This is a genomic window from Halorubrum sp. Atlit-28R (assembly GCF_003665955.1).
Classification (GTDB): Archaea; Halobacteriota; Halobacteria; order Halobacteriales; family Haloferacaceae; genus Halorubrum; species Halorubrum tropicale.
Window position 1 is genome coordinate 38,151 of the sequence record NZ_QPLS01000014.1, and the last position, 16,896, is coordinate 55,046.

The 16,896-nt window shown below is 72.4% G+C and carries 15 protein-coding genes; 9 read left to right on the top strand and 6 right to left on the bottom strand.

From position 1 onward, the window contains the following. Window positions 1-31 precede the first annotated feature (31 nt). The 3 genes from DVK06_RS15940 to DVK06_RS19100 all read right to left on the bottom strand — a co-directional run bounded on the left by DVK06_RS15940 (window position 32) and on the right by DVK06_RS19100 (window position 7,119). Window positions 32-6,010: a PGF-pre-PGF domain-containing protein gene (locus DVK06_RS15940; protein WP_121601019.1), complete on the bottom strand. Its 5,979-nt coding sequence runs from the start codon at window positions 6,008-6,010 to the stop codon at window positions 32-34. Window positions 6,011-6,567: 557 nt separating this feature from the next. After that, complete coding sequence (locus DVK06_RS15945) at window positions 6,568-6,861, bottom strand: zinc ribbon domain-containing protein (RefSeq protein WP_053770217.1); 294 nt, start codon at window positions 6,859-6,861, stop codon at window positions 6,568-6,570. Window positions 6,862-6,948: 87 nt separating this feature from the next. Next, a complete protein-coding gene (locus DVK06_RS19100; protein ID WP_199241373.1) occupies window positions 6,949-7,119 on the bottom strand; it encodes a hypothetical protein in 171 nt (56 codons plus the stop codon). Window positions 7,120-7,178: 59 nt separating this feature from the next. Here DVK06_RS19100 and DVK06_RS15950 point away from each other — a divergent pair, with 59 nt between their 5' ends. Continuing rightward, a complete protein-coding gene (locus DVK06_RS15950; RefSeq protein ID WP_121601020.1) occupies window positions 7,179-7,898 on the top strand; it encodes an HAD family hydrolase in 720 nt (239 codons plus the stop codon). Continuing rightward, the gene (locus DVK06_RS15955) at window positions 7,895-8,890 is read left to right on the top strand and encodes a phosphotransferase family protein (RefSeq protein ID WP_121601021.1); all 996 of its coding nucleotides are present in this window, start codon (window positions 7,895-7,897) and stop codon (window positions 8,888-8,890) included. The genes DVK06_RS15950 and DVK06_RS15955 overlap by 4 nt, the downstream gene beginning before the upstream one ends. A 32-nt stretch (window positions 8,891-8,922) precedes the next feature. On the opposite strand, the gene DVK06_RS15960 is transcribed toward DVK06_RS15955, so the two are convergent. Then, complete coding sequence (locus tag DVK06_RS15960) at window positions 8,923-9,513, bottom strand: hypothetical protein (RefSeq protein WP_121601022.1); 591 nt, start codon at window positions 9,511-9,513, stop codon at window positions 8,923-8,925. A gap of 185 nt (window positions 9,514-9,698) precedes the next feature. Between DVK06_RS15960 and DVK06_RS15965 the strand changes: the two genes are divergently transcribed. After that, on the top strand, window positions 9,699-9,893 hold the full coding sequence (locus tag DVK06_RS15965; protein ID WP_004599158.1) for a cold-shock protein: 195 nt from the start codon (window positions 9,699-9,701) through the stop codon (window positions 9,891-9,893). Between the two features lie 183 nt (window positions 9,894-10,076). On the opposite strand, the gene DVK06_RS15970 is transcribed toward DVK06_RS15965, so the two are convergent. After that, window positions 10,077-10,391 (bottom strand): 2Fe-2S iron-sulfur cluster-binding protein, encoded by a 315-nt coding sequence (locus tag DVK06_RS15970; RefSeq protein WP_053770221.1) that lies wholly within the window; start codon window positions 10,389-10,391, stop codon window positions 10,077-10,079. Window positions 10,392-10,551: 160 nt separating this feature from the next. Between DVK06_RS15970 and DVK06_RS15975 the strand changes: the two genes are divergently transcribed. The 4 genes from DVK06_RS15975 to DVK06_RS15990 all read left to right on the top strand — a co-directional run bounded on the left by DVK06_RS15975 (window position 10,552) and on the right by DVK06_RS15990 (window position 13,799). Next, window positions 10,552-11,619 (top strand): hypothetical protein, encoded by a 1,068-nt coding sequence (locus tag DVK06_RS15975; RefSeq protein ID WP_121601023.1) that lies wholly within the window; start codon window positions 10,552-10,554, stop codon window positions 11,617-11,619. Between the two features lie 90 nt (window positions 11,620-11,709). After that, entirely contained in the window at window positions 11,710-12,093 is a 384-nt protein-coding gene (locus tag DVK06_RS15980) for a DUF5611 family protein (protein ID WP_053770223.1), read from the top strand. A 182-nt stretch (window positions 12,094-12,275) separates the two neighbouring features. Then, on the top strand, window positions 12,276-12,734 hold the full coding sequence (locus DVK06_RS15985; protein WP_053770224.1) for a universal stress protein: 459 nt from the start codon (window positions 12,276-12,278) through the stop codon (window positions 12,732-12,734). 87 nt (window positions 12,735-12,821) lie between these two features. Next, a complete protein-coding gene (locus DVK06_RS15990) occupies window positions 12,822-13,799 on the top strand; it encodes an ROK family protein (RefSeq protein ID WP_053770225.1) in 978 nt (325 codons plus the stop codon). Between the two features lie 27 nt (window positions 13,800-13,826). On the opposite strand, the gene DVK06_RS15995 is transcribed toward DVK06_RS15990, so the two are convergent. Continuing rightward, a complete protein-coding gene (locus DVK06_RS15995) occupies window positions 13,827-14,837 on the bottom strand; it encodes a PrsW family intramembrane metalloprotease (RefSeq protein ID WP_121601024.1) in 1,011 nt (336 codons plus the stop codon). A 168-nt stretch (window positions 14,838-15,005) separates the two neighbouring features. On the opposite strand from DVK06_RS15995, the gene DVK06_RS16000 reads away from it, so the two are divergent. Both DVK06_RS16000 and DVK06_RS16005 read left to right on the top strand, forming a co-directional pair. Further along, window positions 15,006-15,398 (top strand): hypothetical protein, encoded by a 393-nt coding sequence (locus DVK06_RS16000; protein WP_121601025.1) that lies wholly within the window; start codon window positions 15,006-15,008, stop codon window positions 15,396-15,398. Window positions 15,399-15,400: 2 nt separating this feature from the next. Further along, complete coding sequence (locus tag DVK06_RS16005; protein ID WP_121601026.1) at window positions 15,401-16,885, top strand: DUF402 domain-containing protein; 1,485 nt, start codon at window positions 15,401-15,403, stop codon at window positions 16,883-16,885. Window positions 16,886-16,896 lie beyond the last annotated feature (11 nt).

A 16,896-nucleotide genomic window follows, 5' to 3' on the forward strand; every position in this document is an offset into this window, starting at 1 on the left:
TCCCTGCAGGTGAAGACCGGTAAGCCCGGGGTCACGCCGACCGACGGCGGGCGAGCGCGGCGGCCCCGGCGAGCGCGGCGAGGGTCGCCGGCAGCCCGAAGCCCGGCACGCTCTCGTCCGACGAGCCGGTGGCGTTCGCGGGTGCGGAACCGTCGGCGGTGCTACCCTCCGAGGCGGACGCGTCGCCGGAGTCGGCCGTCGACTCCGCATCCGTCCCGTCGTCGGCGGCGCCCTCGCCGTCGTCCTCCGAACCGTCGTCTCCCGCCTCGCCGCTGGCCGCGTCGCCGGCGGAGACCGCGAGCGTGCCGGCAGTGGTGTTCCCGACGGTGAGCCGGTAGTCGCCGGGCTCGTCGAAGGCGACCGTGACGCCGGTCGTCACCGTCGACCCGGGGGGCACCGAGACGCTCCGGGTGGCGACGACCTCGTCGCCCGCGACGACGGAGAACGCGCCGTCGACGCGCCAGCCGGCGTCGTTCACGAGCGTCGCGGAGACGGTTATCGGTTCGCCGACCGCAGCGGTCGACGCGCCGGCGGTCGCGCCCGCGATCCGGAGGGCGTCGGCGCTCGCCGTGCCGACGGCGAACGTCGAGAAGCCCGGGGTCTCCGCCCGCAGGAGGTACGAGCCGTCGTCGCGGGCCGCGACCGCGGTTTCGAGCCGGCGCCACGCGCCGTCGTGGTAGCGGTAGACGGCCGCCGTCTGCGGGTCGACGGCCGCGTCGGCGAAGCGGTCGGCGTCGACGCGGACGCGGACGGTCGCGCCGGTCACCGCGTCGTCAGGCATCGAGTGTTCAACGGTGAGGTACCCGACCGCGCGGCCGTCGAAGGCGGGCGCGTCGGGGGCGGCCGTCGGCAACGACGAGACGGACAGCGAGTAGTCGGTCGGCCGGTCGACCGAGACCGAGAGGTCAGCGACGGCGACGGGGCCGTCCGTGGCGTTCCGGAGGTCGATCCCGACCGGAGCGCCGACGCCGGCGTCCTCGACGGTCACCGCGGCCGCCGTCGGTCCGGTCGGCGCGACGGAGACCGTCGGCTCGCGGTCGCCGCCGGCCCCGCGGTCGCCCCCGCTCGCCGCGCCGCCGGCCGTCCCGCTCGGGCCGCCTCCGCCCCCGGCTACCGGCCGCGCGCTCGCGGCCACCGCGACCGAGGCGGACTGGCCGTCGGCGCCGTTCGCCCCGGCGCCGGCCGCAGCCTCGAACAGCGTCGCGGTGTAGTCGCCGGCCGCGTCGACGGCGACCGTCGCCGTGTACGTCCCGTTCGCCTCGGTAAACGCCTCGCGGGTGAGCGTCGTCGCGTCCGGGCCGGAGACGGCGACGCCGACGTCGGCGAGCGGGGTGTCGCTCCGGAAGGAGACGCGGAGCCGCCGGTCCGCGGGGCTCGTCGCCGAGAAGTCGGAGACGGCCGGGCCGGCGGGCGCCGCGTCGGTCGGACCGACGGTGACGCTGTTGGTCTGGCCGCTCGCGCCGTCGTCGCCGTCGGCGTCCGCCGCGGTTCGGAGGACGGCGGTGTAGGTGCCGTTCGAGGAGCCCTCGTAGGTCGCCGTGTAGGTGTTCCCGTTGGTGGCGAACGCCGCCTCGGTCAGCGTCGCCGACTCCGCGCCGGAGATGTCGACGGTGACGTTCGCCAGCGGTTCGTCGCTGCCGAACGCGACGGTGACGTTCTGGCCGCTCGGGTTCGAGGCCGCAAACCCGGAGATGATCGGGGTCGCCGTCGTGACGTTCACCGTTCCCGAGCGGTCTGGCGCGTCGTTGCCGAAGGCGTCGACGGCGCCGGTCACCGTCGCGGTGTACTCGCCGTCGGTGTTGCCGGTGTAGCCGACGACGTACGACCCGTCGACGACGGTCGGGTTGTCCGTGCTGACGCTCGCGGTCTCCGGCCCGGAGAACTCCACGGCGACCGTGTCGATCGGCTCGTCGGCGTCGAAGTGGACTCGGACCTGTCGGCCCGAGGGGTTCGTCACCGAGAGGTTCGACAGCGTCGGCGGGGTCGTGTCGACCTCGACCGCCGCGGTCTGTCCGTCCGCACCGTCGTTTCCGAGCCCGTCGTCCGCGGTGACGAGCGTCGCGTTGTAGACGCCGTCGGCGCCCTCGTCGTACGTCGCGGTGTAGGTGTACGGTCCTGACCCGGTCTCCGAGAGCGAAGAGAGGGTCACCGTCGTGGAGGGCGTCTCCAGCTCGACGGCGGTCGCCGACAGCCGCTCGCTGGCGTCGAAGCTCACGTTCACCGTCTGGCCGCTCGGGTTCGACGCCGAGAAGTCGGAGATCGTCGGCGTCACGGTGTCGACCTCGACGGAGTCCGACTCGCCGCCGGCGCCGTCGTTACCGGCGGCGTCCGCGGCGGTGTTGAGGGTCGCGTCGTAGGTGCCCTCGGTGCCGTCGTTGAACGTCGCCTCGTACGTGTACGGGCCGGTGCCGGTCTCGGTGAAGTTCGACAGCGAGAGGGCCCTCGTGGAGGCACCCGAGACGTCGACCGACAGCGCGCCGAGCGCCTCGTCGGTCTCGACGGCCACCGTGACGGCCTGCCCGCTCGGGTTCGATACCGAGAACGACTCGACGGTCGGCGGAGTCGAGTCCACGTCGAAGGCCCCGTCACTCACGTCCGACCCGGTGTTGCTGCTGTTGTCGCTCGCACTCACTCGAACGAGCGCGTCGGTCGTGTCGTCGTCGGGAACCGTCCAGTCGTAGGCGCCGTCGTTCGCGCGGCCGGACGCCACCGGCTGCCACGACCCCCCGCCGTCGGACGAGTACTCCACGACCACGTCGTCCGTGACAGTGACGTTGTCCGTCGCGGCCCACTCGACCGTCACCGTCTCGCCGCCGCGGTAGAGGCCGCCGCCGTTCGGCGCGTCGACGGTCACGTCCGGGACCGCCTCGTCGACGAGGACGGACGCGGTCTGCCCGGCGGCGCCGTCGGTCACGCCGTCGTCGGCGGTGTCGAGCGTGAAGTCATACGTCCCGTCGGTGCGTCCCTCGTAGGTCGCGTCGTAGTCGAAGCCGTCGCCGTCCGGCGTGACGGAGAAGTCCGCGAGCGAGAGGGTCGCCGTCTCGGCGCCGGAGACGGAGACGGACACGGCGTCGAGCTCGTCGGAGGAGGAGAACGAGACGCTGACGTCACGCTCGGGGCTGCCGGTGTCGCTCGCGGAGAAGCCCGAGACGACCGGCGGGGTGTCGAGCGCGAACGAGAAGGCGGTCTGGTCGGCGTTGCCGGCGGCGTCGGCGGCGTCGACGGTCACGTCGATGCTGCCGTTCGGGAGCGTCGGCACGCCCGATCCGGCGGGGTCGACGGTCAGCGTTGCCCCGTCGAAGGCGACGCCGTCGGTGTTCGTGCCGGCCCCGGCGAGGATCGTGTCGGTGTCGTTCGACAGCGTGACTTCGATCGTCGACGCGTCGACGCCCGCGGTCGCGTCGGCGACGTCTACGGAGACGACCGACCGGTCGTCGGTCACCGTCTCGTCGGCGGGCGCGGCGTTCGAGAACTGCGGCGGCGTCGTGTCGACGGTGAAGGAGAACGCGGTCTGGTTGCCGTTGCCGGCGTCGTCGGCCGCCGAGACGGTCACGTCGACGGCGCCGTCGGCGAGCGAGACGCCCGCCTCGGTCGTGTTCACCGTGAGGGTCGCGCCGTCGACGGAGATCCCGGTCGTCGCGTTCGTTGCGGCGTCGAACTCGGCGCCGTCGCCGCCGTCGGCGTCCGCGACCGTCACCGCGACGCTGGAAGCGTTCACCCCACGGGTGGCGTCGGTCACCTCGATGGAGATCTCCGGCCGGTCGGTCGTGACGGTCGCGCCCGCCGGCGACGCCGCCGAGAACGTCGGCGGGGTCGTGTCCACGGTCGCGGTGTCGCTGTCCCCGGCGGCGCCGTCGTTTCCGGCGGCGTCCGCGGCCGCATCGAGCGTCGCGGTGTAGTCGCCGTCCGCGCCGTCGTACGTCGCCGTGTACGCGTAGGGCGCGCTCCCGTCAGCCGTCGTCGGGGTAAGCGTCGTCGACCCGGTCGGCGTGTCGAGCGACACCGACGTCGACGCCAGCGACTCGTCGGACTCGAAGGACACCTCGACGGTGCCGGTGCCGTCGTGTGTGGCCGTGAAGCCGGTGACATTCGGCGTCCGGGTGTCGACACCGACCGACCCGGAGGTATCCGGATCCGGCGTCTGGGGGTTCCCGACGGGGTCCTCGACGCCGGAGACCTCGACGGTCGCGGTCGCTTCCTCGTCGTTGTCGGTCACCGCGACGGTGCCCGTCCAGGTTTGCGCATCGGCGAAGCTTCCCGAGACCGCGGTGTCGTCCTGCGCGAGTCCGGTCAGGGTCACCCCCGGCGCGACGCTCGTGTCGACGTCCTCGTCGAACGTGATGGTGACCGACTGGGGGGTGTCGGCGTCGCCGTCGTCCACCGTGCCGTCGCCGACCGACACCGACGCCACGCCCGGCCGGACCGTGTCCTTCGTCACGGTCACGGGCTGGACGAACCCCTCGGCGTTCTCGAAGCCGCCGTCGAGCGCGCGCGAGGTCACCGTGAGTGGCCCGTCCGCGAGCGACGAGGCGTCGATCCCCGAGACCGTGACCAGGTCGCTGCCGCCCGTCGAGGCGGTCTTCGTCACGTTCGTCGTCCCGTCTGAGACGCGGACCTCGACCTCGTCGGCGTTCGAGCCGCTCACGAGGTCGACGGTCGCCGCGTAGGTCGTGGCGTTGCTCGCCGTGACGTTCCCGGCGACGGTGTCGACGGGCGCGATCGGCCCGCGGGTGTCCACCTCGAAGGAGTTCGACTCGTCCGGCGACTGGACGTTCCCCGCGGGGTCGGTCGCGTTCGCCACCCGGATCGTGGCGGTGGCCGCCTCGTTGTCGTCGACGATCTCGACGGTGCCCGTCCAGGTCCGGGCATCGTCGAAGCTCCCGGTCACGTCGTAGGTCCGGTTCAGGTTCGACCCGAGGACCGTGACGTTCGGCGCGACGCCCTGGTCGACGTCCTCGTCGAACTCGACGGTCACCGTCTGTGCGACGCCGGCGTCCTCGGTGCCGATCGTCGCGTTCGTGATCGTCGCGTCCGTGACGCCCGGGAGGTCGGTGTCCTTCGTCGGCGACGCCAGACCGCCTCCCGTCGCGTCGTTGCCGCCGTCGTCGGTCAGGGTCGCGTCCACGGTCACCGCGCCGTCGGCGAGCGACGAGACGTCCAGTCCGGTGAACGCGATAGTGTCGGGGTCCGCGTCGCCGTCGTCCTCGCTGGCGACGGCCTTGCTCGCGGTGACTATCCCGCCGTTCGACAGCGACACCGCGACCGTCCCGGCCTCGTGGTCGTCCGGGAGGTCGACGGTGAGGTCGTAGCTCCCCGCGTTGCTCGCGTTGACCACGCCGGCCGTCGCGTCGATCGGCGCGCTCGGGACGACCGTGTCCGCGAGGACGACACCGGTCGTCGGCGCGTCGTTGCCAGCGCCGTCCGTGATCGCGGCGGCGGCCGCCGCAATCGTGTCGTTGCCGAGGTCGGTGCGGTTCACGGGCGCGTCGAGCGTCAGCGTGGCCGTGGCGTCGCCTGCGGCGTGGCTGACCGACGCCACGCCGGTCGCCCCGCCGCCCGCGGCGTCGCCGTAAGTGACGTTCGCGGCCGAGAGTCCGCCACCATTCGCGCTCTCGACGCTCTCGTTGAACGACACGGTCACGGTGTCGCTCCCGACTTCGGCCTCGACGCCGGTGATTCCCGGCGGGACCGTGTCGACCGAGGCGGAGTCGTCGAGTTCGGCGCTCGTCTGGTTGGTCCCGGCGTCGTTGCCGACGGCGTCGACCGCGGACGTGACATTGACGGTGTACTCGCCGTCCGAGCTCCCGTCGTACGTCAGATCGTACGTGTACGTGCCGCTGGCGTTGGTCTCGGTGAAGTCGCCGAGTCCGAACGTCGCGGTTTCGGCACCGGTGAGTTCGACGGTCGTCGCGTTCAACCGCTCGTTCGTGGTGAAGGAGACGTTGAGGTCCTGTCCGGTGGGGTTCGTGAGGGTTACGTCGGAGACGTACGGTGTGACCCCATCGATCATGACTTGATCCTCGTTTGCGTACGTATCGGAGGATAAGTTCTGCCCGGGTGAGAGCGAGTCAGTTTCAACTGAAAAAAGCGTGTAAGTCCCGTTTAGTCCGGAGGTTTCAGCACCAGGAAACGTCCCAGTTTGACTACGATCGTCGAGACTCGGAATAGAAATATTCCTCTCACCAAGGTCGAACTCTTCATCATCGTCTTCGTCGATTACGACGAATATTTTATTTCCGTCATCAGAAGTATTGTTGTCGTCATAAACATCGAATGCTAGGTCCTCTCCGGGCTGTATCGAATCCTCAGCAACTTCAAGCGTATATATACTACCGACGGCCACGCCCGCGAACACTGTTACTGACACCAGTACGACCGCAACGAGCGAGACCGCGAGCACGGTCCGTGCCCGCTGTGAAGGTATCATGGAGTGTGATTCGGCGCGTGCGCCGCAGTCGGCCGGCCGTGGTCCGTTCCTCGGAACGAACGCCGATCAGGTAATAAACAGTTCGCCCCTGATTCCGAGAGTTGATAACTTTGAGAACAGTCAGTCGGGAATCGTCAACGTCACGGGTCAGGCCCGAGCGGCGCCGCGCACTCGCGACAGAACGTGAACTCGGCGTCGTTGTCCGCGCCGCACTGGGGGCAGGTCGAGGGCGTCTCCGCGACGCCGTCCGAATCGGGCGGCTCGCGGTCGTACACCGGGTCCATCGTGTAGCGTTCGAGCTCGCCCTCCCGGCGCTTCCGGCTGCGCTCGCGGCCTTCGCGGAAGACGCCGACGAGAGCGCGGAGGCCGACCGCGAGCGCGGCGAGCAGCAGCGCGCCGGCGGCGACGAGGTAGACCGTCCCGACGTCGAGCATGGGGCGGCTACGAACCGGAGACGTAGGTATTGTGGGGTGTCACCATGAGACGTGACGAGTATCGACCCGGGGGGCTTCGGCCGAGGCTCACTCGTCGCCGACGAGGACGGTCGCGAGCCGGTCCCCGCAGTGCGGGCAGTTCAGCGTCTGCCACGTCTCGGGGTCGAGGTCGCCGAACGGTTCGGAGCGGCGGGCGTCCGCGACGGCGACGCGCGCGCCGCACGTCTCGCAGTCGTAGGTGTCCTCGGGGTCGACCATCGTCGGGGGTACGGGCCCGTCGCCGAAACCGACTTCGCCGCGCGGCGCCACCTCCTCCCATGAGCCGGTTCGCGGCGGTCGCGTTCGACCTCGACGACACGCTGTGCCGCCACAACCACGACGTGGACGCCCTCTACCGACGGGCGTTCGAGCGGGCGGGCGTCGAGCCGTTCGGGGAGCCGTCAGAGCTGTGGCCCCTCCTCGACGGGCCGCCGGACCCCGACGACCGGGTCGGGTACCTCGGCGCGGGGTTCGCGCGGCTAGCGGCCCAGCACGGCCGGGACGTGGACCCCGTCGCGCTCGCCGCGGCGTTCGAGGCGGTCGCGGACGAGTCGCGGGTGGCGTACCTGCCGGGCGCCGCCGACGCGCTGGCGGCCGCGGCGGACGCGGGGCCCGTGGGCGTGCTCACGAACGGTCCCGAGGCGCGCCAGCGGGCGAAGGTGGAGGCGCTCGGGTTGGCCGACCGCGTCGACGCGATCGTGTACGCCGGGGACCTCCCGCGCCGGAAGCCCCACGCGGAACCGTTCGAGCGGCTGGCGGCGACGCTGTCGGTCGAGCGGCGAGAGATGCTGTACGTCGGGAACTCGCTGGCGTACGACGTCGCCGGCGCGCACAACGCCGGCCTCCGGTCCGCGTGGCTCCGGCGGGACCCCGACGACGCGGCGGCCCCGTACCGCCCGGACTACGTCGTCGACTCGCTGGACGAGGTGGCCGCGCTGCTGACGGCGGACGGCGGGGCGGGAGGCGAGGCGGCGACCCGGACGGAGGAGAACGGGTGAGCGACGCCGTCCGCGAGCGGGCCCTCGCGGCCACGCGCCCGAGGGCGACGCCCGTGAGCGTCGAGTCGTTGGAGCGGGGGAACCGCAAGCGGACGGAGGTGGTGCGGTTCGCGGCCGAGCAGCCGGTCGTCGTCCAGTGCTCGGAGGCGCCGGGGGCGACGAGGACCGAGGCGGCGCTGCTGGCGGCGATCGACGCGCGGACCGACGTGCCCGTCCCCCGACCGCTCGGCGACGGCGTCGTCGACGGCACCGGGTGGCTGGTCACGCCGCTGATCGAGGGGCGCGACCTCCACGGGGCGTTCGTCGACCTCGACCCGACCGACCGGCGCGGGGTCGCGCGCTCCTTCGGTCGGTTCCTCGCGACGCTCCACGAGGCGTTCCGGTTCTCCGGGTGCGGGGGGCTGACGGCCGACGAGTCCCCGGCCGACGAAGCGACGGGAGCGGAGTCGGCCCCCGAGCACGGCTCGTCGCTGTCCGTCAGCGACCCCGCCGACGCCGCGGAGTGGGTGCGGCGGTTCGGCGAGCGGCACGCGGCGCGGCTGCCGGCCGACTTCGACGACCTCCGGGAGCGGGTCCGCGACGCGCTCCGGGGGCCGATCGGGGCCGACGGCGACCCGCGCCTCTTCCCGTGGGACTTCCGCCCCGGGAACGCCCTCGTCGCGGACGGCGCGGTGACGGCCGTCCTCGACTGGGAGGCGCCGCTCGCGGCCCCGCCCGGGGTGTCGGTCGCCAAGGCGGAACACCTCGTCGTCGACTGGTACGTGCCGGCGGGCGAGACCGGACCGCTCCGCCGGGCCTTCCGCGAGGGGTACGAGTCGGTCGCCCCGCTGCCGGCGGTCGGGCGCGCGCACCGCGCGGCCGCCGTCGCGAGCGCGGTCGTCGACGGCGGGGGCGCGGTGACGAACCCGCGGTACCCGCCGGTCGACCGCGACGCGGCCGTCGAGTTCCACCGCGGGGCGCTCCGCCGGGCGCTCGACGGGCCAAGCGGCTGAGCAGGGACGAGTGCGGGCGGCGCGGCGGCCGGTCAGTACAGCGCCGTCGCCGTCAGGATGCCGGCGGTCTGCCCGAGGCCGACGAGCGCGATTCCGGCGACGACGCCGGTCTGGGAGCCCGCGAGCGCGGCGACGGCGGCGCCCGCGACCGAACAGGCGGCGGCGACGCCGTGGACCGCCGACCGCCGGCCGTCGGGGTCGCGCAGGGCCGTGTAGCCGAACGCGGGCGCCGGCAGCAGCATCCAGCCGTAGAAGGCGACGGCGAGGAGCGCGTCGGCCGGCACCGCGGCCGCGAGCACCGGCGCGGCGCCGTCGCGCGCGAGGAACCCGGCGACGCCGGCGACCGTGACCGGCGTGCCGGCGAGGATCACCAGCTTCCACGCGCGGAGGACCCCCGTCGCCATGTCGCGCCACGAGGCGGCGACGAAGGCGACGAGCAGGACGCTCATGACGACGTGCGCGACGAACAGCGCGTGCGCGGAGACGAGGCCGACGACCGCTCCCGCGGCGACCCCCCACGCCGCCGGGACCAGCAGTGCGGGGCCGTTCTCGCGGAGGAGCAGGCCGGGGCCGTCCGCTCGGTGCGCGTGAGACACACGCGCCGTTTTCGCGGCCGGACGCATAAACGTCCGCGTCGGAGGGACCGTCGGAGAACCCGACGGATCGGCCGACGTCGGAGCGAGAATTCGTCGTGCGGTCAAGATACGCCCCGGAAAGTGGGACTTTTCGAAAACGAACGTTCAGCGAGCGTCGTGGTAACTGTACACTCGCAATTCTTATGCCGGGTCGGGGCCTCTCTACATTCGCAATGGCGACCGGAAAGGTTGATTTCTTCAACGACACTGGCGGCTACGGATTTATTGAGACTGACGACGCGGACGACGACGTGTTCTTCCACATGGAAGACGTCGGCGGCCCGGACCTCGAAGAGGGCCAGGAGCTCGAGTTCGACATCGAGTCCTCCGAGAAGGGCCCCCGCGCGACCAACGTCGTTCGGCAGTAAGCCGATCCGAAAGGTGGGTCGGTCCGGCTGGCGCCGAACGCGACTCTGACACACGGTACCAAACGTTTTCGTCCGCGTCGCGGGCTCACGTCCGCCGCGGCCGTATTTCAGCCTCGACCAGCGCTCCGCTCGTCGCGCGCCGTCGAGCCTCGAAGAGAGTCCGCGAGAGCGGCGCGTCCGCGCTCAGATGTGCTGTCCGAAGAGCCCGCGGCCCTTCGTGACGGTCACGTCGCCCTCGACTTTCGTCTGACAGGCGAGGCGGACGTCGTGGTTCGGGTGGTGCGGCGGGAGCCAGAGGCGGGCGCGCTCCTTCTTGCTCGGCTCGCTGACCTCTCCCTCAACCTGGACCGCACAGGAGCCGCACGACCCGGCGCCGCGGCAGTTGAGCTGTTCCATCTTGCCGTTGTAGACGGAGAGACCGGCCTCTTTGAGCACGTCGCGTAGGTTGGCGCCCTCCTCGCACTCGATTTCCTCGCCCTTGTAGGATACAGTAGGCATGTCGAGCGAGGGTACGCGAGCGATCCACAAAGAGTCTGTGTCCGCGGGGCGCGAGGCCGGACCCGGACGGGACGCCGGCGTCGGGCGGCGATACCGGTCGTGTGCCGAGCGTCGGACGCCGACGGGGCGTTTTTTACCCTCGGCACCGCAGGGTGGCACAATGGGACTCAGGTGTCTGCTCGGACACGACTTCGGCGAACCCGAACTCCGGCGCGAGCGCGAGGAGGAGGGCGACGAGGTCGTCACGACCGTCAAGGAGGTGAAGACCTGCGCTCGCTGCGGCGAGACGCAGATCGTCAGCGAAAACACCGAGGTGACGACGATGGAGCAACTGGCGGACGAAGCCGCCGCGGACGCGGACGCCGGGAGCGACGCGGGCGCGACCGCGACGCCGGGGGGCGGTCGCGCGCCGGACGCCGGCGACGGGGCGGCGCCGGGGACCGTCGACGGGGACGGCGCCGCGGCCGGCGCCGAGGGACTGACGCTCGACGAGGAGCCCGGCGCCGGGAGCGACGACGCCGTGATCCTCGACGACGGCGCGGCGGGCGACGACGGGGCCGAGCCGCCGCGGGGCGACGACGGCCCGGCCGACCCGAGCGCAGCGGGCGCGTCGGACGCCGCGGCGGAGTCGGACCCGGCGGACGAGGACGCGGAGCTGTTGGACGCCGGCGGGGAGTCGGCGGCCGCGTCGTCGCCCGCGGCCGACGCCGAGCCGGAGGACCGGCCGACCGACGAGGCGGACGCCGAGACCGACGACGGCGTGATCCTCGACGAGGGGGCGGCGGACGCCGACGACGACAGGGAGCGGGGCGCGTGGCCGTCCGTCGACGAGGCGGACGCCGAGGCGGGCGGGTCGACCGCCTGGCCCGACCACGGCGGCGAGGACGAGGGGTTCAGCGCGGAGGTCGGCGAGGGCGGCGACGCCGAGGTGGAGTTCGGCGACGGGCTCACCCCGGAGGCCGCGGATCGGCCGGAAGACGGGGAACAGACGGAGTACGTCGAGGCGCCGGACGACGGCGAGGCGGTCTCGTTCGACGCCGGCGACCCGGGAGAGACCGGCATCACCCGCGGCGAGAGCCCCGACCTGGAGACGATGGGGGACGACGAGCCGACGGAGTACTACTGCCCCGAGTGCGGGATGGTCCGGGCCGCCGGCGGGAGTTCGATGCGCGCGGGCGACATCTGCCCGGAGTGCAAGCGCGGGTACGTCGACGAGCGGCCGCGGTAGTCGGGCGGTAAAAGGCGTCGCGTTGCCGGCCGAACCCGCCGAGCGGCCGTGACGAAACTGGTTTACGCCGGCCTGTCGAACGGTCGCGGCATGAAGGAGTACAAGATGCGACGCGGCGAGCATCTGGACGACCGCATGCCGGACCTGAAGGGCTCCATCGAGGAGTACTTCGGCGAGGTCACGGGCACCGAGGAGTGGGAGGGCCACGAACTGTACGTCGTCTCGGACCCCGACAACCCGGTGTTCGACCGGATCGTCGCGGGCGCCGCCGAGTACGGGAGTAAGAAGGACAAGCTGGCGGTCCACTTCGAGGAGCGGCCCGCCGAGGACGTCATCGCCGAGGGCAACGCCGACGCCGCCGCCGACGCCGTGGACGCGAAAAACGAGTTCCTCCTGGAGGCGACCGGCCGCGACGCGAAGTCCCGCCGCGACTCGCTGAAGCGCGAAGTCGAGGACGACGCCCCCGATTACTGACCGGACCCCGCCGCCGTTTCTCGTCGACGCCCCGTTCCAGGAGCCGTCGGCTTCGCGTTCGATCGGCTGTTAGTCGCGACGCCGCGCGCCGGCGGGAGTGTCAGGATCGATCGGACAAATATTTATTCAGATTCGAGTTAAAACTCCGCCAATCTTAACTCGGTCGGGGACGAAAGGCCTGTATGAGCATCGAGACGGTCGTGCTGGCGGTCGGGAGCGCAGACGAGAAACGGACCGAGCGGCTCGCGAACGAGCTCATCGCGCTCGCGGGACCGGCGGACGCCGAGGTCGTGTTGACCCACGTGTTCGACGAGGAGGAGTTCGACGAGACGCGCGCGCGGCTCGGCTTCGACGCGGACGCGGAGAACGCGACGCCCGACGCGGTCGCGGGGCGACACAGGACCACCCGGGAGCTCTCGAACCTCCTCTCGGCGGCCGGCGTGCGACACTCGATCCGCGGCGCGGTCGGCGACCTCGCGACCGAGGTCGTCGAGACCGCAGAGGGGGTCGAGGCCGACCGCGTCGTCGTCGGCGGGCGGCAGCGCTCGCCGACCGGGAAGGCCGTCTTCGGCAGCGCGGCCCAGGAGGTCATGCTCTCTGCGCCGTGTCCGGTGACGTTCGTCCGCGAGACCGCCTCGTAACGCGGTTTCGCGCCGCCGCGCTTCTTTACCCCCGCTCGACCGCCCGAAGCGTCCCGCTTAAGTGAGACGGGGTCGCGCTTACACCCGATGTACTACGTGGGCGTCGATCTCGGGGCGACGAACGTCCGAGCGGTCGTCGGCGACGAGACCGCGGCCGTCCTCGGCGCCGCGTCGCGAGGCACCCCGCGAGGACCGAACGGCATCGCCGTCACCGAGGCCGTCTTGGAGGTGGTCCGGGGAGCCTGTACCGACGCGGGGATCGCGCCGAACGAGGCGGTCGCGGCCGGGATCGGATCGATCGGCCCGCTCGACCTGGCGGAGGGGGTCGTCCAGGGCCCCGCGAACCTCCCGGACACCGTCGAGCGCATCCCGCTCGTCGGCCCGGTCGGGCGGCTGCTCGACACCGACGAGGTGTACCTCCACAACGACACCATCGCGGGCGTCATCGGCGAGCGGTTCCACTCCGAGCGCAACCCCGACGACATGGTGTACCTCACCATCTCTTCGGGGATCGGCGCCGGGGTGGCCGTCGACGGCAACGTGCTCTCCGGATGGGACGGCAACGCCGGCGAGGTCGGCCACATGACCGTCGACCCGCACGGGTTCATGACCTGCGGCTGCGGGCTCGACGGCCACTGGGAGGGGTACTGCTCGGGGAACAACATCCCGAACTACGCCCGCGAGCTGCACGAGGAGGACCCGATCGAGACGAGCCTCCCCATCGAGGACCCCGACTTCTCCGCGGTCGACGTGTTCGAGGCCGCGGGCGAGGACACCTTCGCCGACCACGTGATCGACCAGGTCGCCCACTGGAACGCCATGGGGATCGCCAACGTCATCCACGCGTACGCCCCGCTCGTCGTGAGCGTCGGCGGCGCGGTCGCGCTCAACAACCCCGACCGCGTCCTCGACCCCATCCGCGAGAAGCTCCCGGAGATGGTGTTCATCAACGTCCCGGAGGTGCGGCTCACGGACCTCGGCGACGACGTCGTGGTGAAGGGAGCGCTCGCGAGCGCGCTGACGGACGGCACCGGCGACCGCTCGCGGGTCGAGGCGCGGCCCTGACGGCGGCGAGGGATCCCGGTCCGCTGACTACTGCTCGAACTCGTCGAGCTCCGGCGCCACGTCCTCGCCCACCGCGTCGCGCGTGTCGAGGTACGCGTCGCGGTACCGCCAGATCTTCCGGAGGAGGACGTACCCGAACGTGCCCTGGAACACGAGGACGAAGCCGAACAGCGCGACGACCTGCGGGAGGCCGAGCAGGCCGGAGGCGACGCCGGTGACCGGACCGACGAGCGTGTTGTACAGCGCGTGGATCGCCGCCGCGAGGACGAGCCCCTTGACGATGATGGGGCCGCGGTTCTCCGGGTTGAACTTCGCGAGCCCGAGGTAGTAGCCGGCGAACGCCGAGTAGACGACGTGACCCGGGCCCGCGAGCGCCCGGAGGGCGGCGATGCCATCGCCCGCGCCGAGCGTCGCGATGCCCACCGACAGCTCCCCCATGTCGACGTTCTGGGCGATGTAGACGAAGTTCTCGATGACGACGAAGCCGAGGCCCGCGAGGGCGCCGTAGACGGCCCCGTCGATGACGGCGTCGAAGCGGTCGTCGGTGTACGCGTACAGCCGCACCGCGAGCAGCTTGACCGTCTCCTCTATCGGGCCGACGACGACGAAGAAGAACACGACGAGTCCGAGGAAGCCGAACGGCCGGAAGTACGGCTGGAGCACGCTGTTCAGTATCGCCGCGAAGGTGGCAGTGAGGATGGAGAGCAGGAACGTCGCGACGAGCAGCGACAGCGGCTCGGCGGTCGTCACGTCGGACCGGTACACGTACGCGGCCAGGCCGAGGGCGGGAACGGCGGAGAGCCCGAGGAGGATGGCGATGGCCGGATCGAAGATGAGCCCCAGCCCGAACGAGCCGAGGATCGCCAACAGACCGACGAAGGCGACGAAGACGACCCCCGCCTTCGCCGACCGCGTCAGCAGCCAGTACAGGGCGACCGACAGCCCGTCGAGGGAGGTCCGCTCCTCCCACGTCGCGACGTCGTAGAGGTCGCGGTCGTCGTCGGCCCGGGACGCGATCGGGTCCTGCTCGGATGGCATGCGAGCGGATTACCCCCGCGGTGACTTAACCGTCGGTGTCGGCGGAAGACTCGCGGGGAGCCGAAGGCGGCGCCGGCCCGGACCGCGCGGCGGCGGCGGTGGATCGGAACCGGGGGCGCGGGGCGACGCGGCCGACAGGATTGAAACGGCGGCGCCCGAATGCGGGGTATGCACTTCGATCCTCGGGTCCAGCGCGCCCTCCGGGAGGCCGGGCTGGACGCGGACGCTGTCGCGGACGCCTCGGACCGCGTCGCCGAACTCGTCGCGCGGGACGCCGACCGCCTCCGGTCGTTCTTCGGCGCGGAGGGCCCCTACCACTCGGACATGGAGATGGCCCACAGCGTGGACGCGATCCAGGAGCACCCGACCGCCGAGGTCGACCTGTTCACTCACGGGAGCGACCTCCGCGGCTACCTCTCGCTCGACGGCTGGGGCGTCCCGGTCGAGGGCGGGCGGATCCTCCGGGAGGACGACGGCGGCGAGCCGGTCGTCGTCGAGCTCTCGCTCGGCGACACGGTGAACGACCGGGTGCGGTTCGCGCGCGAGCGCGGAGAGCTGTGACGATGGCACGGGCCCGCGTGCGCGGCATCTACGCGACGGCGCTCACCGCGCGCCTGCTCGACGCCGGTCACGAGGTGGTCGACGCCTCGCCGCCGATCCGCCGGCGGTTCGACGCCCCGTTCGGGACCGACCCGCCGGACGTCCGGGTCGAGACGAGCGACGACCGGCAGGGCGTCGGCGCGCACGGCGACCCGGACGCGCTCGATGCGGTCCGCGACCTCTTGGTCGACGCCGGCCGCGACGCGCTCGCGTGGGCGGACCCGACGCCGCCCGGCGCGGTCCTCGACGGCGAGGTGACGGAAACGCTCGGCGGCGGCGCCGTCGTCGACCTCCGGGTCGGCGGCGAGGGCGGGGAGGCCGCCAGCGCGCCCGCTACCGCCGCCGAGGGGTACCTCCCGTACGGCGCGGTCGACGCCCGGGTGGAGACGGGGGACGCGGTCCGCGTCCAGGTGCGCGAGTCCGCGGCGCCGTGGACCGACCGGCGCCCGGAGCTCGCCGGAGAGCTGCGGGTCGGCGGCGACCTCGTCGCGCTCGAACCGGGCTCCGGGACGCGGGTCGACGTCCGGGACGACGAGGCCGCCCGCGAGCTGTCGGGGATGCTCGACCTGCTCGACCTCGACCCGCCGGACGGGTGGCGCGCGGTGTGGCGACCCCCCGCGGTCGACGCCGACACCGAGGCGCTGAGCGCGGGCCTCGACGCGGCGGTCGACGCCGCCGAGGAACTGCGTGACGCAGTCGCGCCGACGGAAGGGACGACGTCGGGGCTCGGTGTCCTCGACGACCGGGGTCGGCTCCGCGACGCGCCGGTCGCCGCGCCGGACGCCGGCGTCTGGGTCTGGTTCGGCCGCGAGAGCCGGTTCGGGCTGGACGACGCGCGCCGGGGCGCGACCGCGACGATGCCGGGCCATCACCGCGTGAAGGCGGGCTCGGCGGACGCCTCGGCCGGCGTCGACCTCGCGGAGGCGCTCTGTGACCCCGACGCCGACGCCGAGTTCCCGTTCGCGGTCGTGAGCGACGCGTTCGGGCCCCGGGAGGGCGACGCGCTCCGGATCGACCACGGCAAGCCCGACGGGCGGCTGATCACCCTCGGCGAGGCGACCGTCACGGGGGTCGACCCCGACGGGACCGTCACCGTCGAGCGGGAGATGAGCGGCGGCGGCACCTACGACGGGCTCGGGGTCGACCGCGTGGCCGGCGACGTCGCCGAGACGAGCCTGAAGGAGGGGCGCTGGTGGTACCCGACGACGTATCGCGGCCGCGACGGGAGCGTCCGCGGGACGTACGTCAACGTCTGTACGCCCGTCGAGGTGTTCCCCGACGCGGCCCGCTACGTCGACCTCCACGTCGACGTGGTGAAGCGGCCGGACGGGACGGTCGAGCGCGTCGACGACGACGAACTCGACGAGTCGGTCGCCGCGGGGCGCACGCCGGAGCCGCTGGCCGAGAAGGCGCGGCGCGTCGCGTCGGCGCTGGAGAACGCGCTGTAGCGACCGATCCG

Bases quoted from the DNA above. Each gene is read 5' to 3' on its own strand.
- DVK06_RS15940 (WP_121601019.1), bottom strand. From the start codon at position 6,010: ATGATCGATGGGGTCACACCGTACGTCTCCGACGTAACCCTCACGAAC.
- DVK06_RS15945 (WP_053770217.1), bottom strand. From the start codon at position 6,861: ATGCTCGACGTCGGGACGGTCTACCTCGTCGCCGCCGGCGCGCTGCTG.
- DVK06_RS19100 (WP_199241373.1), bottom strand. From the start codon at position 7,119: ATGGTCGACCCCGAGGACACCTACGACTGCGAGACGTGCGGCGCGCGC.
- DVK06_RS15950 (WP_121601020.1), top strand. From the start codon at position 7,179: ATGAGCCGGTTCGCGGCGGTCGCGTTCGACCTCGACGACACGCTGTGC.
- DVK06_RS15960 (WP_121601022.1), bottom strand. From the start codon at position 9,513: ATGCGTCCGGCCGCGAAAACGGCGCGTGTGTCTCACGCGCACCGAGCG.
- DVK06_RS15965 (WP_004599158.1), top strand. From the start codon at position 9,699: ATGGCGACCGGAAAGGTTGATTTCTTCAACGACACTGGCGGCTACGGA.
- DVK06_RS15970 (WP_053770221.1), bottom strand. From the start codon at position 10,391: ATGCCTACTGTATCCTACAAGGGCGAGGAAATCGAGTGCGAGGAGGGC.
- DVK06_RS15975 (WP_121601023.1), top strand. From the start codon at position 10,552: ATGGGACTCAGGTGTCTGCTCGGACACGACTTCGGCGAACCCGAACTC.
- DVK06_RS15980 (WP_053770223.1), top strand. From the start codon at position 11,710: ATGAAGGAGTACAAGATGCGACGCGGCGAGCATCTGGACGACCGCATG.
- DVK06_RS15985 (WP_053770224.1), top strand. From the start codon at position 12,276: ATGAGCATCGAGACGGTCGTGCTGGCGGTCGGGAGCGCAGACGAGAAA.
- DVK06_RS15990 (WP_053770225.1), top strand. From the start codon at position 12,822: ATGTACTACGTGGGCGTCGATCTCGGGGCGACGAACGTCCGAGCGGTC.
- DVK06_RS15995 (WP_121601024.1), bottom strand. From the start codon at position 14,837: ATGCCATCCGAGCAGGACCCGATCGCGTCCCGGGCCGACGACGACCGC.
- DVK06_RS16000 (WP_121601025.1), top strand. From the start codon at position 15,006: ATGCACTTCGATCCTCGGGTCCAGCGCGCCCTCCGGGAGGCCGGGCTG.
- DVK06_RS16005 (WP_121601026.1), top strand. From the start codon at position 15,401: ATGGCACGGGCCCGCGTGCGCGGCATCTACGCGACGGCGCTCACCGCG.